Annotated in this window: 21 protein-coding genes; 9 read left to right on the plus strand and 12 right to left on the minus strand. The window is 68.8% G+C overall.

Annotated elements, in window-relative coordinates; translation table 11 throughout:
* Positions 1 to 4: 4 nt before the first annotated feature.
* Entirely contained in the window at positions 5 to 1,249 is a 1,245-nt protein-coding gene (locus DPV79_RS08280) for a serine hydrolase domain-containing protein (RefSeq protein WP_059591197.1), read from the minus strand.
* 314 nt (positions 1,250 to 1,563) lie between these two features.
* On the opposite strand from DPV79_RS08280, the gene DPV79_RS08285 reads away from it, so the two are divergent.
* The 4 genes from DPV79_RS08285 (at position 1,564) to DPV79_RS08305 (ending at position 5,341) form a co-directional block, all read left to right on the plus strand.
* On the plus strand, positions 1,564 to 2,448 hold the full coding sequence (locus tag DPV79_RS08285) for a LysR substrate-binding domain-containing protein (RefSeq protein ID WP_048023088.1): 885 nt from the start codon (positions 1,564 to 1,566) through the stop codon (positions 2,446 to 2,448).
* A gap of 191 nt (positions 2,449 to 2,639) precedes the next feature.
* Entirely contained in the window at positions 2,640 to 3,572 is a 933-nt protein-coding gene (locus DPV79_RS08290; RefSeq protein WP_165843495.1) for an AEC family transporter, read from the plus strand.
* Between the two features lie 127 nt (positions 3,573 to 3,699).
* Positions 3,700 to 4,635, plus strand: coding sequence for a DMT family transporter (locus DPV79_RS08295; protein WP_113045160.1), 936 nt, complete (start codon positions 3,700 to 3,702; stop codon positions 4,633 to 4,635).
* Between the two features lie 331 nt (positions 4,636 to 4,966).
* A complete protein-coding gene (locus DPV79_RS08305; protein ID WP_021159211.1) occupies positions 4,967 to 5,341 on the plus strand; it encodes a COG4315 family predicted lipoprotein in 375 nt (124 codons plus the stop codon).
* 130 nt (positions 5,342 to 5,471) lie between these two features.
* Here the strand turns inward: DPV79_RS08305 and DPV79_RS08310 are convergent, their stop codons facing one another.
* Both DPV79_RS08310 and aptA read right to left on the minus strand, forming a co-directional pair.
* Positions 5,472 to 6,989, minus strand: a complete 1,518-nt coding sequence (locus DPV79_RS08310) for a CoA-acylating methylmalonate-semialdehyde dehydrogenase (protein WP_021159212.1) — start codon at positions 6,987 to 6,989, stop codon at positions 5,472 to 5,474.
* 49 nt (positions 6,990 to 7,038) lie between these two features.
* Positions 7,039 to 8,397 (minus strand): omega-aminotransferase AptA, encoded by a 1,359-nt coding sequence (aptA, locus tag DPV79_RS08315; protein WP_021159213.1) that lies wholly within the window; start codon positions 8,395 to 8,397, stop codon positions 7,039 to 7,041.
* 105 nt (positions 8,398 to 8,502) lie between these two features.
* On the opposite strand from aptA, the gene DPV79_RS08320 reads away from it, so the two are divergent.
* Positions 8,503 to 9,456: a LysR family transcriptional regulator gene (locus DPV79_RS08320; RefSeq protein WP_021159214.1), complete on the plus strand. Its 954-nt coding sequence runs from the start codon at positions 8,503 to 8,505 to the stop codon at positions 9,454 to 9,456.
* Positions 9,457 to 9,568: 112 nt separating this feature from the next.
* On the opposite strand, the gene DPV79_RS08325 is transcribed toward DPV79_RS08320, so the two are convergent.
* Genes DPV79_RS08325 through DPV79_RS08335 form a run of 3 tightly spaced genes read right to left on the minus strand, consistent with a single transcriptional unit; the run spans position 9,569 to position 11,665 of the window.
* Positions 9,569 to 10,825: an MFS transporter gene (locus DPV79_RS08325; protein WP_021159215.1), complete on the minus strand. Its 1,257-nt coding sequence runs from the start codon at positions 10,823 to 10,825 to the stop codon at positions 9,569 to 9,571.
* Positions 10,822 to 11,157, minus strand: a complete 336-nt coding sequence (locus tag DPV79_RS08330) for a hypothetical protein (RefSeq protein WP_027791510.1) — start codon at positions 11,155 to 11,157, stop codon at positions 10,822 to 10,824. The genes DPV79_RS08325 and DPV79_RS08330 overlap by 4 nt, the downstream gene beginning before the upstream one ends.
* 37 nt (positions 11,158 to 11,194) lie before the next feature.
* Positions 11,195 to 11,665, minus strand: a complete 471-nt coding sequence (locus DPV79_RS08335; protein WP_059484974.1) for a MarR family winged helix-turn-helix transcriptional regulator — start codon at positions 11,663 to 11,665, stop codon at positions 11,195 to 11,197.
* 168 nt (positions 11,666 to 11,833) lie between these two features.
* Between DPV79_RS08335 and DPV79_RS08340 the strand changes: the two genes are divergently transcribed.
* Entirely contained in the window at positions 11,834 to 12,325 is a 492-nt protein-coding gene (locus DPV79_RS08340; protein WP_113045162.1) for a 2,4'-dihydroxyacetophenone dioxygenase family protein, read from the plus strand.
* A 102-nt stretch (positions 12,326 to 12,427) separates the two neighbouring features.
* Here DPV79_RS08340 and DPV79_RS08345 read toward each other — a convergent pair whose 3' ends face one another.
* Entirely contained in the window at positions 12,428 to 13,576 is a 1,149-nt protein-coding gene (locus DPV79_RS08345) for an epoxide hydrolase family protein (RefSeq protein WP_113045163.1), read from the minus strand.
* Between the two features lie 77 nt (positions 13,577 to 13,653).
* Complete coding sequence (locus tag DPV79_RS08350; RefSeq protein ID WP_048023102.1) at positions 13,654 to 14,625, minus strand: GlxA family transcriptional regulator; 972 nt, start codon at positions 14,623 to 14,625, stop codon at positions 13,654 to 13,656.
* A gap of 136 nt (positions 14,626 to 14,761) precedes the next feature.
* On the opposite strand from DPV79_RS08350, the gene DPV79_RS08355 reads away from it, so the two are divergent.
* Positions 14,762 to 15,562, plus strand: coding sequence for an SDR family NAD(P)-dependent oxidoreductase (locus DPV79_RS08355; RefSeq protein ID WP_113045262.1), 801 nt, complete (start codon positions 14,762 to 14,764; stop codon positions 15,560 to 15,562).
* A gap of 294 nt (positions 15,563 to 15,856) precedes the next feature.
* On the opposite strand, the gene DPV79_RS43845 is transcribed toward DPV79_RS08355, so the two are convergent.
* The gene (locus tag DPV79_RS43845; protein ID WP_425267352.1) at positions 15,857 to 16,204 is read right to left on the minus strand and encodes a hypothetical protein; all 348 of its coding nucleotides are present in this window, start codon (positions 16,202 to 16,204) and stop codon (positions 15,857 to 15,859) included.
* Between the two features lie 78 nt (positions 16,205 to 16,282).
* Here DPV79_RS43845 and DPV79_RS08360 point away from each other — a divergent pair, with 78 nt between their 5' ends.
* Positions 16,283 to 17,710, plus strand: a complete 1,428-nt coding sequence (locus DPV79_RS08360) for a sensor domain-containing diguanylate cyclase (protein WP_425267353.1) — start codon at positions 16,283 to 16,285, stop codon at positions 17,708 to 17,710.
* A 161-nt stretch (positions 17,711 to 17,871) separates the two neighbouring features.
* Positions 17,872 to 18,168 carry a hypothetical protein gene (locus DPV79_RS08365; protein ID WP_059623082.1) on the plus strand — a complete coding sequence of 99 codons (297 nt, stop codon included), beginning with the start codon at positions 17,872 to 17,874 and terminating at the stop codon, positions 18,166 to 18,168.
* 21 nt (positions 18,169 to 18,189) lie between these two features.
* Here the strand turns inward: DPV79_RS08365 and DPV79_RS08370 are convergent, their stop codons facing one another.
* The 3 genes from DPV79_RS08370 to DPV79_RS08380 all read right to left on the minus strand — a co-directional run bounded on the left by DPV79_RS08370 (position 18,190) and on the right by DPV79_RS08380 (position 22,133).
* A complete protein-coding gene (locus DPV79_RS08370; RefSeq protein ID WP_113045165.1) occupies positions 18,190 to 19,557 on the minus strand; it encodes an MFS transporter in 1,368 nt (455 codons plus the stop codon).
* A gap of 86 nt (positions 19,558 to 19,643) precedes the next feature.
* On the minus strand, positions 19,644 to 20,993 hold the full coding sequence (locus DPV79_RS08375; protein ID WP_113045166.1) for an MFS transporter: 1,350 nt from the start codon (positions 20,991 to 20,993) through the stop codon (positions 19,644 to 19,646).
* A gap of 180 nt (positions 20,994 to 21,173) precedes the next feature.
* Complete coding sequence (locus tag DPV79_RS08380; RefSeq protein ID WP_059683417.1) at positions 21,174 to 22,133, minus strand: MBL fold metallo-hydrolase; 960 nt, start codon at positions 22,131 to 22,133, stop codon at positions 21,174 to 21,176.
* Positions 22,134 to 22,136: the final 3 nt, after the last annotated feature.

Below are 22,136 nucleotides of genomic sequence, written 5' to 3' on the forward strand. Positions count from 1 at the left end.
CCCTTCAAGCCGCCGCGTCGCCATCGTCGTCGCACATCGCCCCGTAGACCCAATGCCGCAGGTCGCGGCGAATCCGGTATGTCGTCGACGGCAGAAGCTGCGTCATGAACACCACGATCAGGTCTTCGGCCGGATCGATCCAGAAAGCCGTGCTGGCGCCACCGCCCCAGAAGTAATCGCCGACGCTGCCTGGCTGCATCGTCGCGGCAAGGTCCTGCGTCACGGCGAAGCCGAGCCCGAACCCGAGCCCCGGATACACGGCCTCGCTGAACGTGGAGCGCGACATCCGGTCGAGCGTCCGGCCGCCGGGCAGATGGTTGATCGTCATAAGTTCGACGGTCTTCGGGCTCAGGATCCGGTGCCCGTCGATCGAACCGCGGTTCAGCAGCATCCGGCAGAAGCGCAGGTAATCGCCGGCCGTCGACACGAGCCCGCTGCCGCCCGAAGCCAGCGCCGGCGGCCGGCGAAACGCGCTGGCCGCCGGGTCGTCCTGCAGCACGAGAGCGCCATCCGGGCCCGGGCAATAACACGCGCACAGGCGCTCGGCCTGCTCGTCCGGCACGAAGAAACCAGTGTCGGGCATGCCGATGGGATCGAACAGCGCATGCTTCAGGTAGTCGGCAAACGGCTGCCCGGAGATCTTCTCGACGAGATAGCCGAGCACGTGCGTCGCGACCGAATAATTCCACTCATCGCCCGGCGAGTAGTCGAGCGGCAGCCCGGCCAGATCCGCGATCATGCCGTCGAGACCGCCCGGGTTGCCCGGTTCGCCGATCGCGAGTTCGCGGTACGCGGCATCGACGTTCGTCCTGGCCTGGAAGAAATACGACAACCCCGCCGTGTGGCGCAGCAGATCCACCATCAGCATCTCGCGCGCGACCGGCCGGGTCTGGAACCCGCCGAGGCTTCGTGCGCCGGCCACGGCGACGCCCAGGTCCTTCCATGCCGGAATCACACTCGACACGGGATCGTCGAGCGCCACCCGACCCTGCTCGACCAGCGTCATGAACGCGACGCTCGTGATCGGCTTGGTCATCGAATAGATGCGGAAAATCGCGTCCTCGCGCATCGGCTTCGCGCGCTCGACATCCATGGAACCGACGACGTTCACGTGCGCCAGCTCGCCACGGCGATGGATCATCGTCACCGCCCCCGGCAAGCGCCCGGACGCCACGTACCGTTCGTTCAGCCGCATGTCGAGCGCTTTCAGACGCTGCGACGACAAACCCGGATATGCCACCTTGGTCATGCCCCTGCTCCTCTTTCCACTTCGGTCTCGACGCGCCGGAACCCGCGCCCGCCTCGCTTCGGGCAGCGGGCTTGTCCGGTCCAAACATTCTAAAAATAGAACTATACCATTTTGAAGAATGCGTGAACCGGCGCGACGCGTCGGCAACATGCGGCGCGTCTCATGTGGGCCGGTTGCCCGATTCGAGGCGCGCGGGCATGATGTCGCGAACCCTGGCGGCTGCCTTGCGAACCCCGTTTCCCCTCGTCGCATTTCGAATGCGCCGGCCGGGCTGCGTTTCGCACACGGCTGCCTCTTCCCACCTCAGCCCGCTTATGTCACTCCGCGCCTTCAGAACGCTGGTCGCCATCGCCCGATACCGGACTTTCGCGCGCGCCGGCGAAGCCATCGGCCTCACGCAATCGGCGGTGAGCCTGCAGATCAAGACGCTGGAAAGCGAATACAACGTGCAGCTGTTCGATCGCTCGCGCCGACAGCCGGTACTCACCGAGGCCGGCAACATCCTGCTCGCGCAGGCCGAGCAGGTGCTCGCGCTGGTCGACCGGATTCCCGATGCGCTCAGCGACGAGAAGAAGCTCGTCGGCCGCCTGCGGATCGGCGCGATCCAGACCGCGCTGTCGGGCCCGCTGCCCGACGCGCTGCTCGCGCTGCGCGCTGCGCATCCGGGGCTGCGCGTGCACGTGTCGGCCGGCATGTCGGCCGAACTGGCGAACCGCGTCGCGGCCGGCGAACTCGATGCGGCGATCACGACACGCCCCGTGCGCCCGCATCCGGCGGAACTCACGTGGACCACACTGTACGAGGATCGCTTCTGGCTGCTCGCGCCGCCGGACCAGGCGGAACGCGACGCGGGCACGCTGCTCGGCGCACTGCCGTTCATCCGCTTCGATGCGCAGGCGTGGGCCGGCCGCATGATCGCCGCCGAACTGCGCCGCATCGGCGTGCGGGTGCGTGAGGAGATGGTGCTGGACAGCGCGGAAACGATCGCGCGCATGGTCGCGCGAGGGCTCGGCGCGGCGATCGTCGCGCTGCCCGATTCGACGCTTGCGCGCCTGCCGCCCGTCACGCGCTTGCCGTTCGGCCAGCCGCAGATGGGGCGCGCGGTCGTCCTGCTCGAACACCAGTCGCGTCCGGCCGAACGTTTCGCGCGCGCGCTGGCGGCCGAAGTCACCGCGTCATCGATGAGAATTTCTCATTGAACACCCGATAATTAACCATTATTCCTGTTGTTTGCGCGTGTTAACTTGGCGCCATCGTCACTCTTTCGCTTGCGTGTCGCCATGTTGCCCGCCGGATGGATGCCCGCCTCGTTCCGCCGTTTTGCGTGCCAGCCGCTCGCCGCGGCCCGCACGGCCTGCACGGTCACGCCGCCTCATGTGAAGGCGCCCCGATGATCGGCCCGATCCTGCTCGCGCTGGCGCCGGTCGCGCTGCTGGTCGCGTGCGGCCACGGCCTGCGGCGCACGGGCTTCATCGCCGACGCCTTCTGGCCGCAGGCCGAGCGGCTGTGCTACTACGTGCTGCTGCCCGCGCTGTTCGCGGATGGCCTCGCGAACGCCCAGCTGCAGGCGCTGCCCGTTTTACCGCTTGCGGCGGCGCTGGTCGGTTCGACCGCACTCGCCGCGGCGCTTCTCCTGCTGGTTCGCCCGTTCGTGCGGGTCGACGGCGCCGGCTTCACGTCGGTGTTCCAGGGTGCCGTGCGCTTCAACAACTATGTCGGCACCGCGCTCGCGGCCGGGTTGTTCGGCGCAAAAGGCATCGCGCTCGCGGCCGTGTGCGTCGCGGCGATCGTCCCGACCGTCAACCTGATGTGCGTGCTCGTATTCGCGCGCTACGGCGACACGCGGCTCGGCGCGGCGGCCCTCGTGCGCCAGCTCCTGTCGAATCCGCTCGTCGTCGCGTGCGCGCTCGGGATCGCGATGCAGGCCGGCGGCGTCACGTTCCCGGCGGCCGTCGAGCCGGCCGTGCGCGCGCTCGGCGTCGCGTCGATGCCGCTCGGCCTGCTGTGCGTGGGCGCGGCACTGAAATTCGATGCGGCGCGTGCGTGGCTGCAGCCGGTCTGCGTCGCGTCGGCGTTCAAGTTCATGGCGATGCCGCTCATCACGCTCGCCGCCGGCCGCCTGTTCGGGCTCGGCGATGCGGCGCTGACGGTCGCGCTGCTGTTCCAGGCGCTGCCGACGTCGTCGGCGTCGTACATCATGGCGCGCCAGCTCGGCGGCGACGCGCCGCTGATGGCCGGCATCACCGCGTTCCAGACGATCGCGGCGGCGCTCGCGATGCCCGTCGTGCTGACCGCGCTCGCGTCGGCACCCGCGTTTCGCTGACGACGCAACGACCGCCCATTTCCCCCTGAATCCAGCCTGCACGCGGGCCATCGCGCGATTCGGCATGACCGGCCGCGCGCGCTCGTTCACGCGTTACCGCAGGCGCTCACCGAGAAAAACCCGTCACATGAACGCTCCCGCCCCACCCGCCGCCATCGCCGCCACCCGGCCGCACGCGGCCGTCTACGTGAAGCTCACGCTCGTCGCGCTGTTCTGGGGCGGGACGTTCATCGCGGGCCGGATCCTCGCCGCGACGATGTCCGCGACCTCGGCAGCCACCGGCCGCTTCGCGATCGCCGCGCTGATGCTGGTCGTGCTGACGTGGAAGATCGAAGGCGGGCTGCCGAAGCTGAGCGGCCGCCAGATCTTGACGACCTTCGGGCTCGGTGCGACCGGCATCTTCCTGTACAACGTGTGTTTTTTCGCGGCGCTCGCGCGGATGCCGGCGGGCCGCACCGCGCTGTTCGTCGCGTTGAACCCGGTCGCCACCGCCGTGCTGCTGTCGATCGTCGTGCGCGGGGAACGCCTGTCGCTGTCGCGCTGGGCCGGCATCGCGGTCGCGCTGTTCGGCGCGCTGGTCGTGATCAGCCGCGGCGCATTGCTGCGGGTGCTGACCGATCTCGGCAACACGTTCGGTGCCGGCGAACGCTTCATGCTGTGCGCGGTGCTGAGCTGGGCCGCCTATACCGTGATCGGCCGGCGCGCGCTCGACGGGCTGTCGCCGCTGGCGGCGACGACGTATGCGGCTCTGTGGGGCCTCGCGCTGCTGGTCGTCGCGCACCTGTTCGGCTCGCCCGCCGGCAGCGGCACGCCGCTGACGTGGCAGGCCGTCGCGTCGATGCTCTATCTCGGCGCGATCGGCACGGTGGTCGCGTTCGTCTGGTATTCGCAGGGCATCCGCGAACTCGGGCCGGCCCGCGCGGCCGTGTTCACCAACCTGGTGCCCGTGTTCGGCGTGCTGCTGTCGGTCGCGCTGCTCGGCGAGCCGTTGTCGCCGTCGATGCTGGGGGGCGGTGCGCTCGTGATCGCGGGCGTCGCGCTCACCAATCGCGCCAAACGCTGATCCATGGGCGGGCGCGACGCGCACTCGGGGACGGATGTCGAATACCGGAACGACGCGCGGCGGCGATCACGACCCATTGCGTGACGCAGACGGGCGGCCGATACCGATACGCCCCACGATACGCCCCCGATATGCCCGCCGATACGCCCCCGATGTTCTCGCAGCCCTGCCAAAAACCGCCTATCGTGAATGGAGCGCTCCGTTTGTCGCCATTCGACCCTGCGTCGCCCGCACCGGCGACGGCGCCGCGCTCCGGCACCATTCATCGCGATCCCGGCGCACGCTCGCCCGTGCGCGATCGCGGCCGCCCACCGGATTACAGGAGGCCCTCATGAAAGCCGCGCTGCTCGTCAGCTCCGCCCTTCTCGCCATTGCATCCGCATCGGCGTCGGCTCAAGGCTCGATCACGAAAGTCGAAAACGGTTCGCTCGTCGCCGCGAACGGGATGACCGTCTACACGTTCGACAAGGACAAGGCCAACGCCGGCACCAGCGCGTGCACGGGCCAGTGCGAATCCTTCTGGCCGCCCTACAAGGCCAGCGCGACCGACGTTCCGGTCGGGCCCTACACGATCGTCAAGCGCGACGACGGAAGCCCGCAATGGGCATACAAGGGCAAGCCGCTGTACTTCTTCTCGAAGGACATGAAACAGGGCGACCGCAACGGCGACAACTTCAAGGACATGTGGCACGTGGTTGCGCCGTAAGCGTCGTTCCGCCGCGCGGACGTAAAAAAGCCCGCCCGGATCGTCGATCCGGGCGGGCCTGCTCGCGATCGCGCCGGCCGCGTTGCACCGTCCGCCCGCAGGCGGCCGGTTCATGCGGCCGGGTAGCGCATCAGCGGTTCGACGGGAAGCTGAACACCGTTCCTTCGCGCACGCCGGCCGACGGCCAGCGCTGCGTGATCGTCTTGCGCTTCGTGTAGAAACGCACGGCGTCCGGGCCGTACGCATGCAGGTCGCCGAACAGCGACCGCTTCCAGCCGCCGAACGAGTGGTAGGCAACCGGCACCGGCAGCGGCACGTTGATGCCGACCATGCCGATCTGGATGTTGTCGCTGAAGTAGCGCGCGGCCTCGCCGTCACGCGTGAACAGGCACGTGCCGTTGCCGTACTCGTGCGCGTCGATCAGCGCCATCGCCTCGTCGAGCGACTTCAGGCGGATCACGCCGAGCACGGGCCCGAAGATCTCGTGCTGGTAGATCGGCATGCCGGGCTTCACGTTGTCGAACAGGCACGGGCCGAGGTAATAACCGCCGTCGTGGCCGTCGACCTTCACGCCGCGGCCGTCGACGACGAGCGTCGCGCCCGCCGCCACGCCGGCGTCGACGAAGCCCGTCACCTTCTCGAAATGCTGCTGCGTGACGAGCGGGCCCATGTCGACGCCCGCGCCGTTGCCCGGGCCGACCTTCATCTTCTCGATCTCGGCCTTCAGGCCCGCCACCACCTTGTCGCCCGTCTCGTCGCCGATCGCGACGACCAGCGGAATCGCCATGCAGCGTTCGCCGCACGAACCGTACGCGGCGCCCATCAGCGCGTTCACCGCGTTGCCGATGTCGGCGTCCGGCATCACGACCGCGAAGTTCTTCGCGCCGCCGAGCGCCTGCACGCGCTTGCCGTGCGCGCAGCCGGTCGAATAGATGTATTCGGCGATCGGCGTCGAGCCGACGAAGCTCACGGCCTTCACGCGCGGGTCGGTCAGCAGCGTGTCGACCGCTTCCTTGTCGCCGTTCACGACGTTCAGCACGCCCGGCGGCAGGCCCGCTTCGAGCGCGAGCTCGGCCATGCGCAGCGTCGACGACGGCGTGCGCTCGGACGGCTTCAGCACGAACGTGTTGCCGCACGCGACGGCCATCGGCCACATCCACAGCGGCACCATCACCGGGAAGTTGAACGGCGTGATGCCGGCCGCGACGCCGAGCGCCTGGAACTCGCTCCACGAATCGATCGCGGGGCCGACGTTCTTGCTGTGCTCGCCCTTCAGCAGCTCGGGCACGTAGGTCGCGTATTCGACGTTCTCGATCCCGCGCTGCAGTTCGCCCATCGCATCGGCGAGCACCTTGCCGTGCTCGGCCGTGATCAGCGCGCACAGTTCGTCGGCGTGTTCCTCGAGCAGCGTCTTGAAGCGGCTCATCACGCGGGCGCGCTTCAGCGGCGGCGTGTTGCGCCAGGCCGGGAACGCCGCCTGCGCGGACGCGATCGCGGCTTCGACGGTCAGCTTGTCGGCGAGCGCGACGCTCTTGTGCGATTCGCCGGTCGCCGGGTCGAACACCGGCTGGACGCGGCTGCCGCCGTCGACGCGCTTGCCGTCGATCAGGTGGCCGACGGTGGAGGTCACATTGCTGTCGTGTTTCATCGTTGAGGCTCTTTCGTGAATTCGGTTGTCGGTCGGTGCGCGCCGCGGCTCAGTCCACTTCGTTCAGTGCGTCGGACAGCGCGTTGACCAGGTTGTCGATCTCGCGCTTCTCCGAGATGAACGGGGGCGCCAGCTGGATCGTGTCGCCGCCGTAGCGCACGTAGAAGCCCTTCGCCCAGCAGCGCATCGCGATCTCGTACGGGCGCCGTGCCGGCTCGCCCGGCAGTGCCGCGATCGTCAGGCCGGCAGCCAGCCCGTAGTTGCGGATGTCCGCGATATGGCGCTGGCCCTTCAGCCCGTGCACGGCCGCCTCGAAATGCGGCGCGAGATCGCGCACGCGGGCCACCGCGTCTTCCTTCACCAGCAGGTCGAGCGCCGCGACGCCGGCCGCGCACGCGACTGGATGCGCCGAATACGTGTAGCCGTGCGGGAACTCGAGCATGTACTCGGGGCCGCCCGCGGCCATGAACGTGTCGTAGATTTCCTTCGTCGCGACCACGCCGCCGAGCGGCTGCACGCCGTTCGTCACCTGCTTCGCGAAGTTCAGGATGTCCGGCACCACGCCGAATGCGTCGGCGCCCGTCATCGCGCCGGCACGGCCGAAGCCCGTGATGACTTCGTCGAAAATCAGCAGGATGTCGTGCGCGGTGCAGATGTCGCGCAGGCGCTTCAGATAACCCTTCGGCGGCACGACCACGCCCGCCGAACCGGAGAACGGCTCGACGATCACGGCCGCGATGTTCGACGCGTCGTGCAGCGCGATCAGGTCGAGCAGGCGGTCGGCCAGCTCGGCGCCGTGCTCGGGCATCCCGCGCGAGAACTTGTTTTCGGCGAGTTGCGTGTGCGGCAGGAAGTCGGCGTCGATCCCCTGGCCGAACAGCTTGCGGTTCGGCCCGATCCCGCCGACCGAGATACCGCCGAAGTTCACGCCGTGGTAACCCTTCTCGCGGCCGATCAGGCGCGTCTTCGTGCCCTTGCCCTTCGCGCGCCAGTACGCACGGGCCAGCTTCAGCGAGGTGTCGGCCGCTTCCGAGCCCGACCCCGTGAAGAACACGTAGTCGAGGCCGGCCGGCGTCAGTTCCTTGATCTTGTTGGCGAGCTCGAACGATTTCGGATGGCCGAACTGGAACGCCGGCGCGTAGTCGAGCTGCGCGACCTGGCGGCTCACGGCTTCGACGATTTCCGTGCGACCGTGGCCGAGGCCCGTGCACCAGAGGCCCGACAGGCCGTCGAAGATCTTGCGGCCTTCGGCGTCCGTGTAATACGCGCCCTTGCCCGACACGATCATGCGCGGGTCGGCCTTGAACTGGCGGTTGGCCGTGAACGGCATCCAGTGCGCGTCGAGCCACGCGGCGTCGGTGCGGATGGTCGTGTCGTCCTGCTGCGCGGCGGTGGTGATGTCGGTCATGTCGGTCGGCGCGGCGCGCCCCTCCTTCTTGTGATGATGTTGCGCATTGTCGGGAGGCCAATTAGTCTCTTCAATATCGCAATATCAATGTTCACTTGCGCAACTATGCAAGCAAAGAAACCGAAGAGCCGCGCGCTGCTCGGGCAGCTCAGCGACATGGATCTCCGCCTGCTGCGGGTCTTCAAGGGCGTCGTGCAGTGCGGCGGGATGGCGGCGGCCGAACTGGAACTGAATATCGGCATCTCGACGATCAGCCGGCACGTGAAGGACCTGGAAACGCGCGTCGGCCTCGTGCTGTGCCGGCGCGGCCGCGCGGGTTTCACGCTGACGCCCGAGGGGCAGACCGTGTACGAGGAGACACTGCGGCTGCTCGCGTCGATGGAAGCGTTTAGAAGCAGGATAGACGGCATTCACGACCGGATGGGCGGCGAATTGCATGTCGCGGTGTTCGACAAGACGGCCACCAACGCGAACGCTCGCCTCGGCGACGCAATTCGCCAGTTCGCCGACGAAGCGCCCGACGTCGCGCTGAACCTGCACGTCGCGTCGATCAACGAGGTCGAGCGGGGGATCATCGACGGCAGCTATCAGGTCGGGATCATTCCCGCGCACCGCAACTCCGGCAGCCTCGTGTATTCGGAGCTGTTCGACGAACGGATGCTGCTGTACTGCGGCCGCCAGCATCCGCTTTACGACGCGCCGCACGGCAAGCTCACGTGGACGACGATCCGCAACCACGCATTCGCGGGGCTCGGCTTCCATTCGCCGAACATGGAGCTGAGCCACCGCGCGAAGCTCACGCGCAGCGCGACCGCGTCGGATCAGGAGTCGATCGCGACGCTGATCCTGTCCGGCCGCTACCTGGGCTTCCTGCCCGACCATTACGCGGAAAGTTTTGAAAACAAGGGGCTGATGCAGCCGATCGCGCCACACCGGTTCAATTACCGGTGCCGGTTCGTTAGCCTGCTGCGGCGCTCGCCGCGGCCGTCGCGGGCCGCGCTGCTGTTCCAGTCGTGTCTGGAAGCCGCGCACGCGGCAACGGCACGGCCGGCGGCGTAGGCGACTCACGCAAAGGATCGGGCTCCCGGCCGCCCGTCGTGCGGCAGCGTGCCGGCGATGAAGGGACCGACGAGCGCGGCGGCGGCACCAGCGCCCCGCCCGGTCACCCCGGTCACACGCCGTCGAACCGGTCGCGCGCGCGGTCGGCTTGCGCTTGCGCGCGGCTGCGCTTCACGAAATGCGTCGCGACCAACGCCGCGCCAAAACCGGACATCGCACCGACGCCGAGCGCCCAGCGCGGGCCGAGATGGTTCGCGACCCAGCCGGCCACCGGCGCGCCGATCGGCGTGCCGCCGAGCGCGACCGCGAGGCGCAGCGCCATCACGCGGCCGCGCATCGCCGGCTCGGTGGACAACTGCATCAGGCTGTTGGTCGAGTTCATGAAGGTGATCGCGGCGATCCCGGTCAGCACCAGCGCGGCGGCGAACAGCCAATAGCCCGGTGCCAGCGCCGCGAGCGTGCAGCCGAGCCCGAACAGCGCCGCGCCGAACCACAGATGCCGGAAGCGCGGCTGCTCGCGGCGCGCGGCGAGCAGCGCGCCCGACACCGTGCCGACCGCCATCATCGACGACAGCACGCCGAACCCGCGCGCATCGACGTGGAACACGCTGGCCGCCATCGTCGAGATGAACAGCTGGAAGTTGAGCCCGAACGTGCCGATCAGGAACAGCATCACGAGGATCGCCTTCAGGTCGTCGCGCCGCCACACGTAGCGGAATCCGTCTAGCAGGCCGCCGCGCGAGCGGCCCGCCCGCAGGTTCGCGCGCAGTTCGTCCTCGCGGAGCAGCAACAGCGACACCAGCACCGCGAAGAAGCTGAGCCCGTTGGCGACAAACGCCCAGCCCGTGCCGACCGACGCGATCATGAAACCCGCTGCCGCCGGGCCGATCATCCGCGCGGCGTTGAACGACGTCGAATTGAGCGCGACCGCGTTCGCGAGTTCGCGATCGCCGACCAGTTCCGCAACGAAGGTCTGCCGCACGGGCGCGTCGAACGCCGCCGCGCAGCCGAACAGGAACGCGAACACGTAGACATGCTCGAGCCGCGCGACACCCGTGACCGTCAGCGCGCCGAGCACCAGCGCCAGCACGCCCATCAGCGCCTGCGTCACCATCAGCAGCTTGCGCTGGTCGAAGCGGTCGGCCGCGTAGCCAGTCCACGGCAACAGCAGCAACTGCGGCCCGAACTGCAACGCCATCACCGTGCCGACGGCCGATGCGTCGTGATGCGTGAGCTGCGTGAGGACGAGCCAGTCCTGCGCGGTGCGCTGGACCCACGTACCGATGTTCGACACCAGCGAACCGATCGCCCACACACGGTAGTTGAAACTGCGAAGCGAACGGAACACGCCCGCCGCCGGCACGCTCATGGCCGCTCCCGGTCGGGCTCGTTGCCGCCGTGCAGTTCGCCGAAGTGCCGCGCGAGAAACAGGCCGAGCGCGAGGATGCCGAGGCCGAACGCCGCGGCATCGGCCGTGACCCGGAGGTCGAAATCGCCCACTCGGCACACCAGCACATAAGCCATCACGAGGTTCGCGACGCCCCACACGACATTCACGGTGGACGACGACAACCCGCGCCCGGGCGGATTCGCGAACGGGGTCTGGAACGGCTCGCCGCGCAATCCGCTGACGAGATGCGGCACGACGTTCGCGAGAAACGCGCCGCCGAAGAAGTACGCGACGAGATGCGGGAGGTTCATGTTCGGGTTGTCCTTTCGGCAAGCGGGCGGATGCGGTTCAAGGGCGCGGCGTTTCCTGGAATTCGGCGAGCCGCTGCAGCAGCTTCACGGCGGACGCGAGCTCGGCCTGCTCGGCCGTGGACAGTTGCGCGTGCAGCGCGCGGAACAGCCAGTCGTCCTTGGCCGCGCGGTTCGCCTGCAGCACCTTGCGGAAACCGGGCGTGACCGCGATCAGCGTCTGCCGGCCGTCGGACGGATCGGGCTCGCCGCTGACGGCGCCCAGCGTCTCGAGCGTCGCGACCGTCACGCGCATCGACTGCGGGCGCACGCTTTCGGCGCGCGCCAGGGCCGATACGGTCGCGGGGCCGTCGCGGTCGAGCCGCAACAGCACCGACTTCTGCGATGACGTGAGGTCGTTCGGGTGGATCTGCTCCCGCATCCGCCGCATCAGCTTGCCGACCGAGATGCGGAGTTCGCCGGCGAGACCGGCCAGTGGGAGCGCGTCGGAGGGAGGTAATGGCGGGTTCATGAATTCAAGATAGCAGATGTACAGTCAAACTGTACAGTTTAGCTGCATATTTCACCTTGTAAGGATCGTCCCTTCACCTGCGCTCGAGCCGATGCGAAACGTCGCGTTCGGCCGCGCAGGCCGGCTCTGCGATAATGCGGGCTCCCCATTTCCGCTCCGCTTCCCGCCATGACGCAGCCGTCCGCTCCGCTCTCCACCGACCTGCCGCCGATCTCGTGCCTGCCCGGCGACGCGCTGCCGTGGCTGCCGATGAGCGCCGACCTGCCCGGGCTCGCAATCAAGTACCTGCACATCAACGCGGCCGAGGATACGCTCACCGCGCTGCTGAGGATGCCGGCCGGCGGCACGCTGCCGCGCCATCGCCACGACGGCGAGGTATTCGTCCATACGCTGCAGGGGGCGTGGCGCTACCTCGAATACGACTGGATCGCGCACGCCGGCTCGACGGTGCTCGAACCGGCCGGCTCGGTGCATACGCCGGAAACGCTCGGCGCGCCGGGCGAGGACGTGATCACGCTGAACGTGATGCGCGGCGATCTGGTGCTGCTCGACAACGAAGGCCGCGAAACCGCGCGCGAGAACTGTCGCGTCGCGCTGCTGCGCCAGCGCAAGCATGCGCGCACCGCGCCGGACGACGCCGCGCCGTTCGTCACGCGGTAACACTGGCGGCATCGCCGCGTCGCGTTCCGTGTCGTGCCGGCTCGCGCCGATGTGCGGATGGCGGCCGGCGCCCTTCGGCATCGTCCCCGGCCTGCCCGCGCATTACCGAAACCGCCGGAAAAACCGCCGGACATCGTCGGCCAGCAGATCCGGCTCCTCCATCGCGGCAAAATGGCCGCCGCTCGGCATGTCGGTCCACTGCACGACGTCGAACACCCGTTCGAGCCAGCTGCGCGGCGGGCGGCCGATTTCCTTCGGAAAACGCGCAAACGCGACGGGCACCGCCACGCGCTGACCGGCCGCGAAGCGCATGGGCTGCAGCCGGTTTTCCCAATACATCTGCATCGACGAGCCGATGCAGCCGGTGAACCAGTACAACGAGATGCCGGTCAGCAGCGTGTCGTGCGAGAACCGCCGCGCCAGGTCGCCGTCGCAATCGCTCCACGCGCGAAATTTCTCGGCGATCCACGCGGCCAGCCCGGCCGGCGAATCGTTGAGCGCGACGGCGAGCGTCTGCGGCTTCGTCGTGTGGACATGCGCGTATCCGCCTTCCAGCGCGGCCCACTCGCCGCGCTGCGTCACGAACGCCCGTTCCTCGTCGGTCAGCGGCAAGGCCGCGTCGGTCGGCGGCTCGTAGCTGCCGGGCAGGAAGTTCAGATGGAGGCCGTCGACCACGTCGGCATGCCGCGCGCCGAGCGCAATCGACACGCCTGCGCCGAGATCGCCGCCTTGCGCGCCGAAGCGGCGATATCCGAGACCGGACATCAGTGCCGCCCAGCGGTCGGCGACCTGAAACGCCGACATGCCGGGTGCGGCGGGCGCCGGCGAGAACAGGAAACCGGGCAGCGACGGCACGACGACGTCGAACGCGTCGTCCGGATCGCCGCCGAACGCCGCCGGGTCGCAGAGGCGATCGATCAGCGCGTCGAATTCGAAGACGGAGCCGGGCCAGCCGTGCGTGATGACGAGCGGATAAGGCCTCGGCCCGACGCCGCGTCGATGGATGAAATGCACGCGCTGCCCGCCCGCGTCTGCGACGAACTGCGGCAGCCGGTTCAGCGCACGCTCCGCCGCACGCCAGTCGAAGCGTTCGGCCCAGTACGCGGTCAGCTCGCGCAACCAGGCGCCGTCGACGCCCTGCTGCCACGGCTCCGCGGGTGTCAGCGTCGGTGCGCGCATGGCGCGCAGGCGCCGGCGCAGGTCATCGAGCGCGTGATCGGGAATCGCAATGTCGAACGGGGCGGTGTGCATCGGGTCTCCTCGCGAAGCGGGTCGACGAGATTCTGCGCGATTTTTCCGGCGCGCGCAGAGCGGCTCGCGCACACGCGTCAGCCCGCCTCCCGCTCGCCCGACCGCTCATCCGCCCGCGCGTCGCGCCGCACCGCCTGCGGCGGCACGCCGAACCCGCGCACGAACGCCTCGCGCATGTGCCGCCGGTCGCGAAAGCCGTTTTCCTTCGCAATCACGTCGAGCGAATGGCGGCTCTGCTCGATCATCAGCCGCGCGGACTCCAGCCGCAGCCGCTCGATCGCCTTCGCGGGCGACTGCCCCGTCTCGAGCGTGAACACGCGGCTGAACTGGCGCGGGCTCAGGTGCACCGCTTCGGCGAGATCCTCAACGGTCAGCGCGCGGCCCAGATGCTGCCGCGCGTAGTTCAGCGCGTTCTGGATCCGGTCGGATTTCGGCGCGAGATCCAGCATTTCCGAATGCTGCGACTGGCCGCCGGCCCGCCGCTGGTGCATCACGAGCTTGTGCGCGACCGACCGGGCGGCATCCGCGCCCAGGTCCTTTTCCACCATCGCGAGCGCGAGGTCGAGGCCGGCCGTCATCCCGGCCGACGTCCAGATCGGGCCGTCGACGATGTAGATCCGGTCTTCCTCGACGCGAATCTCCGGGTAGTCCCGCTGCAGGTCGCGGCCGAACGCCCAGTGCGTCGTCGCGCGACGCTGCGCGAGCAGCCCGGCCTCGGCCAGCACGAACGCGCCCGTGCAGATGCCGGCGATCCGCCGCGCGCGCGCGTTGGCGCGCCGCAGGAACGCGACGACGCCGGGCGGCGCCGGCGACGCGACCGGATCGTTGACGCCCGCGACGATCCACGTATCGACGGCAAGCTGCCCGCGCAGCGCGTGCGTGGCGACCGGCAGCCCGAGCGACGAGCGCACGTCGCCACCGTCGACCGAATAGTTGCCCATCACGTAAAACGGCTCGCTCATGCCCATGTTCGCGTACTCGAACACCGACTGCGCGGCGAGCGCCATGATCTGGAAGCCGTCGCTGATCAGAAAGCCGATGCGGTGCATGTGCGTTCCCCCTTCCCTGGCCAGTGAGTTGGCCCGATGTCCTGAATCATACCCATCTACGTCATTTGTGTCACAGCGATTCACGGCCAGAATGGCTTCACGCCATCCGGCCAATCCCATCGAAACGGAGCACATCATGACGCAAGCACATCGCGGTACCGCCCTCATTACCGGCGCCTCGTCGGGCATCGGCGCCGTCTACGCGGACCGCCTCGCGCGCCGCGGTTACGACCTGATCCTGGTCGCCCGCAACCGCGACCGGCTGGCCGCCCTCGCCGAGCGCATCACGAACGACACGCAGCGCAGCGTCGAGATCGTCGACGCCGACCTCAACGACCGCGCGGCCCTCGCCGCCGTCGAGGCGAAGCTGAAGCAGGATGCGAGCATCACGCTGCTCGTGAACAATGCGGGCGTCGGCACGCACGCGCCGCTGCTCGACAGCGACGTCGACGCGATGACCCGGATGATCGACCTGAACGTGACGTCGCTCACGCGCCTCACCTACGCGGCGGTGCCCGGCTTCGTCGCCCGCGGCCGCGGTGCGGTGATCAATATTTCGTCGGTCGTCGCGATCTCGCCGGAAACGCTGAACGGCGTGTACGGCGGCACGAAGGCGTTCGTGCTCGCGTTCAGCCAGTCGCTGCATCACGAACTCGCCGGCAAGGGCGTGCAGGTGCAGGCCGTGCTGCCCGGCGCGACCGCCACCGATTTCTGGCAGACGGCCGGCCTGCCGCTCGAGCATCTGCCGAAGGAAATCGTGATGTCGGCGTCCGACCTGGTCGACGCGGCGCTGGTCGGCTTCGAGCGCGGCGAACTCGTGACGATCCCGTCGCTGCATGCGGGTGACGAATGGGACGCCTACGAGGCCGCGCGCCGCACGATGGCCCCGCACCTGTCGGCCGATACGCTCGCGCCGCGCTACGCGACGGCACGCTGACCGCCCGACGTCCCGCAGGTCGAAGGCAGCAAGCGCGTCGCCCTCCAGGGGCGCGCCGCGGGACCCGGTGACAGGCAGCAATTCGCTGACGATCATCCCGGGTTCCGCGGCACGTTTCCCGGCACGTGCCGATCGGTGGATTCGTCTGCCGAAACATGCACCGGATTCGTTCCCGATCGGCGCAAATCGCGCATAATGACAGACGATTCCGGTTCGCTTGCCACGCATTCCGCGCAACAGTAAGCTCTGCGATTGCAGTCCCCAAGCGGCCTCGTCCGACCGGCATTCGTCCGATCACGAGGGCAATCGTCCGTTGCAAACTCGACCATGCGGGTCCGTATGTTCATCACCGAGACCGGCGACGCGCCGGCCTCCGCGCGCGGTTCGGCCAACCTTCAGCCCGCGCTCCCGCCCGTGCCGGAACTGGCCACCGTCTGTCGTGTCGCGCGGGCGCATTTCGGTGCCGCCGGCGCGTTCATTGCGCACGCGGATGCCGATGCGCCACGCGTGCTCGCCGTCGACGGCGCGCTGCCCGATCCCCTTTTCGCCGATGGCTTGCCACCCCGGGTCGAGCCGGATCCGGCCGCCGATGCTCGGCTCGTGCCGGACGACACGAACGCGAACGCGAATGCGAACGGGCAACGCGACGGCGGCCCGCCTCACGCGCCGGGGATCGTCGCGGCCTGCGAACTGGCCGCGCCCGATGGCGCGACACTGGGCATGCTGTGCGTCGTCGACGATGCGCAACGCACGCTCGACGCCACGCAACGCACGCTGCTCCGCGACCTCGCCACGCTGGCGGCAAGCGCGCTTTGCCGCGCGATCGAAGCCGCCGCGTTGCGCGAACGGCTCGGCATCGTCGAGGAACACAGCACGCTGACCACGCTCGCGCTCACCGAAAGCGGCACCGGTGTGTGGGATCGCAACGTGGAAACCGGCGAGATCCATTACTCGCCGGCCTGGAAGGCGTTGCTCGGCTACGCGCCGCACGAGCTCGGCACCCGGATCGAGGATGCGTACGAACGGCTGCATCCGGACGACGTCGACGACGTGAAAGCCGCGATGCTCGCCCACTTCGAGCGCCGCACCGACCGCTACGCGGTCGAGCACCGCATCCGTTGCAAGGACGGCACCTACAAGTGGATCTGCAGCCGCGGCAAGGTGATCACCCGCGACGCCTACGGCCGCGCGCTCCGCATGGTCGGCACGACCACGGACATCACCGCGCTGCGCGAGCTCGCCACGCGGTTGCGCGACTCGGCCGCGCTCGTCACGGATCTCACCGACCAGGTTCCCGGGCTCGTGTTCCAGCTGCGGCAAACGGCCGACGGGCACCGCTTCTTTACCTACGCGAGCGCGGGTGTCAGCGACATCTATGAACTGACGCCCGAGCAGGTCGCCCACAGTGCGGAGGCGGTCGAGACGCGGATTCATCCGGCCGACCTGGTCGCCTATCGGCTGTCGCTGCACGACTCGTCGGTGCGGCTGACCCCGTGGCGCCTCGAATATCGCGTGCTGCTGCCGGGCCAGGGCCTGCGCTGGCGCGAAGGCGATGCGCGCCCGCAGCGCACGGCCGACGGCGGCACCGTGTGGCACGGCTTCATCACCGACGCGACCGACCGCAAGCACATCGAGGCCGAGCTGCACCGGATGGCCACGACCGATCACCTGACGCAACTGTCGAACCGCCACGCGTTCATGCGGCAAAGCGAAGCCGCGCTGCGCAACGTGCGCACGACCGGCCTGGCCGCCGCGGTGCTGATGCTCGATCTCGATCACTTCAAGGCGCTGAACGACCGCTGGGGCCACCCGGTCGGCGATCGCGCGCTCCGGCATTTCGCGCGGCTGCTGCTCGCGGAAACCGGGCCAGACGGGATCGTCGGCCGGGTCGGCGGCGAGGAATTCGCGGTCGTGCTGCCGAAGGCGGATCTCGACACCGCGCTGGCATTCGCGCAGCGCGTGCAGCAACGCGCGATAGCGGCGCGGCTGATGCACGAGGACCAGCAGGTCACGCTGACCGTCAGCATCGGCATCGACGCGATGCGGGCGTCGGACTTCGGCGCGTACCAGCCGCTGTCACGCGCCGACAAGGCGCTCTATCTCGCGAAGGAGCGCGGCCGCAACCGGATCGAGGTGTATCGGGCTTAGCCGACGCGACGACGCGACGACGCGACGGCGCGACGTCGCACCATCGCGCCGGGCGACATCCGCGCCGCGTCCGCCGCCCGGTTTCCCGGCCCCCGTTGCGCGATCGGTTCGAAACCGATCGTGTAGACTTGCGCCCCTTGCTCTCCTCACCCCGACTTGCCATGGACAATGCCAAACGAACCGCGCGAATCGCGACTGGTCTGCTCGTCGTCGCGCTCGTCGAGTTGCTGGCGCTTCTGATCGGCTACGTGTTCGCCAGTTCGATGGACGATCCGTACACCGGCGTTCGCGTGCTGATTACCGCGCTGTTCTGGGCGGCAGGCCTCTCGGCCATCGGCGTCATCGCGGCGATCGCCTGCCTGTCGATCGACCTGCAGGCGCGCGGCGGCGTGATCTACGGGGCGCTGGTGCTGCACGGCCTGCTCGTCCTGCCCGGGCTGTTTCTGTCCTTCCACTGAATCGCACCGCAGCCGCCGGCGTCACGCCGCCTCCGCACGCGGCACCGCCCGCACCCCCAGCAGCATCGCGACCGCGCACGCGGCCAACAGCGCGGCGATCATCAGCATCGCCGGATCCATGCTGCCGGTTCGCGTGCGGATCAGCCCGACGAGCCAGGGGGTGATCATGCCGCTCGACACGCCGATGCTGCTGATCAGCGCGATCCCGCCGGCCGCGCCCGCGCCGGAGAAATACGCGGACGGCACGGCCCAGAACACCGGATGCGCGGCGAAGATCAGCATCACCGCGACCGACAGCAGCGCCATCATCGCGACGATGCTCGGCAGGTGCAGCGTCAGCAGCGCAAGCGCCACCGCGCCGCCGAACGCGCATGCCGCGAAGTGCCGGCGCCGCTCGCGCTTGCGGTCGGAACGCCGCGCGATCGCGATCAGGCCGGCCGCGCCGATCGCGTTCGGCACGACCGACAGCAGGCTGATCTGCACGACGTCGTGGATGCCGAATTCGCGGATCATCAGCGGCATCCAGAACAGCAGCATCAGGAGCGCGGTGGTCAGCGAGAAATAGATGAACGCGAACAGGTACGTGCGCGGTTCGGCCAGCACCTGCCGCAGCGAATGCGGCGCCGGCGCATCGGCACCGGCGACACCGGCGGCGCCGGCGGCACCGGCGCGGTCGGCGGCCAGGTCGGCCGCAAGCCGCTGGCGATCGGCGTCGGACAGCCAGCTCGCCTGCTCGGGACGATCGCACAGCCAGAACCACGCGATCACGCCGAGCAGGATCGCGGGCGCGCCCTCGATCGCGAACATCCATTGCCAGCCGTGCAGCCCGAGCACGCCCGACATCCCGCGCATCAGCCAGCCCGACAGCAGCCCGCCGACCATCCCCGCCACCGCGACGCCCGCGTAGAAGATCGACAGCACCGACGCGCGCCGCCGCGCCGGATACCAGTACGTCAGGTAGAACACCACGCCCGGAAAGAACCCGGCCTCGAACAGCCCGAGCAGGAAGCGCAGCACGTAGAAGTGCTTCGCGCTGTCGACGGTGATCATCGCGACCGACACCGCGCCCCACAGGCACATGATCCGCGCGAACGTGCGGCGCGCACCGAAGCGGCGCAGCAACGCGTTGCTCGGCACCTCGAACAGCACGTAACCGACGAAGAACAGCACGGCGCCGAGGCTGTACATCGCGTCGGTCAGGCCGAGATCCTGCCGCATCTGCAACTGCGCGAAGCCGATGTTGCTGCGATCGAGGATCGACACGATGTAGCAGATGAACAGGAACGGCACGATCCGCGCGCCGATGCGCCGGTACAGCGCGTCGTCGTCCGGTGCAGCGGCGCCGGACGCAACGGCACGCGCGGCGTCGGCTTGAAGAGGGGCTGACATCGATCGTCTCCTCGATGGATTCGGGTGCGGGGCGAACATGGGCGCCGGTCGCCGCCGCCCGCGCGCGGCGACCGGTCGTTGCGCGTTCAGTCGCGCGGCGCGGCTTCGCCCTTCACGCCGAGCATCAGCGCGACGCCGCTCGCCACCAGCAACGCGGCCAGCAGATACACGGCGAGATCCATGCTGCCGGTGCGCGTGCGGATCATCCCGATCACCCACGGGCTGACGATGCCGCTCGTGATCCCGATGCTGCTGATCAGCGCGATCCCGGCCGCGGCCGCGTTGCCCGACAGGTAGCGGGTCGGCACGGCCCAGAAGATCGGCAGCGCGGCGAAGATCAGCGTCGCCGCGATCGACAGGCACGCGAGCATCGCCGCGAAGCTGTGCAGGTGCAGCGTCAGCGCCGCGAGCGCGATCCCGCCGCCGATCGTGCAGCATGCGAAGTGCTTGCGGCGCTCGCCGGTCCGGTCCGAACGGCGGGCGATCAGGACCAGCCCCACCGCGCCGACCGCGTTCGGCACGACCGTGTACAGGCTCACGGCCACGACGTCGGTCACGCCGAAATCGCGGATCATCAGCGGCATCCAGAAGTTGAGCGTCAGCGACGCGCAGGTCAGCGAGAAATAGATGAACGCGAACAGGTACACGCGCGGATTGGCGAGCGCGGCCACGAGGCTGCGCCCGTCGTGCGCGTGGCCGTGGCCGCGGCCGTCGGCGCACAGCGCGGCGACCCGCGCCTTTTCATCGGCCGTGAGCCACGTGGCATCCTGCGGCCGGTCGACCAGGAACGTGAACGCGGCGAACGCGAGCAGGATCGCCGGCGCGCCTTCGATCGCGAACATCCACTGCCAGCCGTGCAGGCCGAGCACGCCGCCCATGTCGCGCATGATCCAGCCCGACATCAGGCCGCCGAGCACGCCGGCCACCGCGACGCCCGCGAAGAACACCGAGATCGCGGCCGCGCGCCGGTTCGCGGGGAACCAGTAAGTGAGGTACAGCACGATGCCGGGAAAGAAGCCGGCTTCGAACACGCCGAGCAGGAACCGCAGCGCATAGAAATGCGACGGCTGCGACACGAACATCATCCCGGTCGACGCGATGCCCCACAGCAGCATGATCCGCGTGAAGGTGCGGCGCGCGCCGAAACGCGCGAGCAGCATGTTGCTCGGCACTTCGCAGAACACGTAGCCGACGTAGAACACTGCGGCGCCGAGGCCGTACATCGCGTCGCTGAAGCCGAGATCGTGCTTCATCTGCAACTGCGCGAAGCCGATGTTGATGCGGTCGAGGAACGATACGACGTAGCAGAGGAACAGGAACGGCACGATCCGCCATGCGATCTTGCGGAACAGCAGCGCGTCGTCCGTGGCGGCGGATGCGGAAGCCGAAGCGCTCGCGTGCGCGAGCGTCGCTTCGGCATGAAGCGATTGGGGCATGTCTCTCTCCAAACAGGCTGCGCGATTCGGGCGCGCAGCCGTCTCCCAGGGCGTACGTGCGCCCTGCTTTCTAGTGAGCTCGGATCACGGCGGACGGCAAGACGGCGGAACGCCGCGGCCGGTCGCCGCTTCAGAAAAAAGGCGGAGCGCCCTGTCGGACACCCCGCCTGTGCAAGCCGCTCAGTCCTGCAGCGCGGCCCACATTTCCTTGTCGCGCTGCGCGGTCCAGATGCGCGGATGCGTGATGCCGCTCGCTTCGTCGAACGCACGCGACACGTCGAACGGCAGGCAGTGCTCGTAGATGAACACGTGGCCGAACTTCGGGTCCATCGCTTCGCGCGTGAGCGCCATCGACGCCTTCAGGTCGAGCTTCTGCTCGACGGCCTTGCGGCCCTGCGCGAGCAGCGTCGTGACGAAATCCTTCGTGTAGTCGAGGCCCTTGTTCACTTCGGCCGGGTTCAGCAACGCGGGGCCACGGCCCGGCACCAGCTTCTCGGCGTTCAGCGCGCGCAGCGCCTCGAGCGTGGCCGGCCACTGCTCGAGCTGGGCATCGCCGCAGTAGCACGCGGCGTCGTATTCGACGAGGTCGCCCGAGAACAGCACTTTCTGCGACGGGATCCAGACGATCGTGTCGCCCTTCGTGTGGCCCGAGCCGACGTGCATGATCTTCACCTCGAGCTTGCCGAGGAACAGCGTGATCTCGCGCTCGAACACGAGCGTCGGCCAGGTCAGGCCGGGCACCGTCTCGACACCGGCGAACAGGCGCGGGAAACGCTCGATCTCCGACTTCATGTCGGCCTCGCCGCGCTCGACGATCATCTCGTACGTGCCACGGCTCGCGATCACGTGCTGCGCGCCTTCGTCGAAATACGCGGACGCGCCGAGCACGCGCACCGCGTGGTAGTGCGACAGCACGACGTGCTTGATCGGCTTGTCGGTCACGCTGCGGATCTTCGCGATCAGGTCCTGCGCCATCGCGGGCGTCGCGGTCGTGTCGACGATCAGCACGCTGTCGTCGCCGATGATCACGCCCGAGTTCGGATCGCCTTCGGCGGTGTACGCGTACGCGTTCTCGGACAGCTTCGTCCAGGTGACTTTCTTCTCTTCCAGATCGGCTTGGGAGGCGAATGCTTTGGCCATGTT

This window comes from Burkholderia reimsis (genome assembly GCF_003294055.1).
GTDB classification, from domain to species: domain Bacteria; phylum Pseudomonadota; class Gammaproteobacteria; order Burkholderiales; family Burkholderiaceae; genus Burkholderia; species Burkholderia cepacia.

Excerpts from the sequence above, each read along its gene's own strand:
- DPV79_RS08280 (WP_059591197.1), bottom strand. The coding sequence starts at position 1,249 with ATGACCAAGGTGGCATATCCGGGTTTGTCGTCGCAGCGTCTGAAAGCG.
- DPV79_RS08285 (WP_048023088.1), top strand. The coding sequence starts at position 1,564 with ATGTCACTCCGCGCCTTCAGAACGCTGGTCGCCATCGCCCGATACCGG.
- DPV79_RS08290 (WP_165843495.1), top strand. The coding sequence starts at position 2,640 with ATGATCGGCCCGATCCTGCTCGCGCTGGCGCCGGTCGCGCTGCTGGTC.
- DPV79_RS08295 (WP_113045160.1), top strand. The coding sequence starts at position 3,700 with ATGAACGCTCCCGCCCCACCCGCCGCCATCGCCGCCACCCGGCCGCAC.
- DPV79_RS08305 (WP_021159211.1), top strand. The coding sequence starts at position 4,967 with ATGAAAGCCGCGCTGCTCGTCAGCTCCGCCCTTCTCGCCATTGCATCC.
- DPV79_RS08310 (WP_021159212.1), bottom strand. The coding sequence starts at position 6,989 with ATGAAACACGACAGCAATGTGACCTCCACCGTCGGCCACCTGATCGAC.
- aptA (WP_021159213.1), bottom strand. The coding sequence starts at position 8,397 with ATGACCGACATCACCACCGCCGCGCAGCAGGACGACACGACCATCCGC.
- DPV79_RS08320 (WP_021159214.1), top strand. The coding sequence starts at position 8,503 with ATGCAAGCAAAGAAACCGAAGAGCCGCGCGCTGCTCGGGCAGCTCAGC.
- DPV79_RS08325 (WP_021159215.1), bottom strand. The coding sequence starts at position 10,825 with ATGAGCGTGCCGGCGGCGGGCGTGTTCCGTTCGCTTCGCAGTTTCAAC.
- DPV79_RS08330 (WP_027791510.1), bottom strand. The coding sequence starts at position 11,157 with ATGAACCTCCCGCATCTCGTCGCGTACTTCTTCGGCGGCGCGTTTCTC.
- DPV79_RS08335 (WP_059484974.1), bottom strand. The coding sequence starts at position 11,665 with ATGAACCCGCCATTACCTCCCTCCGACGCGCTCCCACTGGCCGGTCTC.
- DPV79_RS08340 (WP_113045162.1), top strand. The coding sequence starts at position 11,834 with ATGACGCAGCCGTCCGCTCCGCTCTCCACCGACCTGCCGCCGATCTCG.
- DPV79_RS08345 (WP_113045163.1), bottom strand. The coding sequence starts at position 13,576 with ATGCACACCGCCCCGTTCGACATTGCGATTCCCGATCACGCGCTCGAT.
- DPV79_RS08350 (WP_048023102.1), bottom strand. The coding sequence starts at position 14,625 with ATGCACCGCATCGGCTTTCTGATCAGCGACGGCTTCCAGATCATGGCG.
- DPV79_RS08355 (WP_113045262.1), top strand. The coding sequence starts at position 14,762 with ATGACGCAAGCACATCGCGGTACCGCCCTCATTACCGGCGCCTCGTCG.
- DPV79_RS08360 (WP_425267353.1), top strand. The coding sequence starts at position 16,283 with ATGCTGTGCGTCGTCGACGATGCGCAACGCACGCTCGACGCCACGCAA.
- DPV79_RS08365 (WP_059623082.1), top strand. The coding sequence starts at position 17,872 with ATGGACAATGCCAAACGAACCGCGCGAATCGCGACTGGTCTGCTCGTC.
- DPV79_RS08370 (WP_113045165.1), bottom strand. The coding sequence starts at position 19,557 with ATGTCAGCCCCTCTTCAAGCCGACGCCGCGCGTGCCGTTGCGTCCGGC.
- DPV79_RS08375 (WP_113045166.1), bottom strand. The coding sequence starts at position 20,993 with ATGCCCCAATCGCTTCATGCCGAAGCGACGCTCGCGCACGCGAGCGCT.
- DPV79_RS08380 (WP_059683417.1), bottom strand. The coding sequence starts at position 22,133 with ATGGCCAAAGCATTCGCCTCCCAAGCCGATCTGGAAGAGAAGAAAGTC.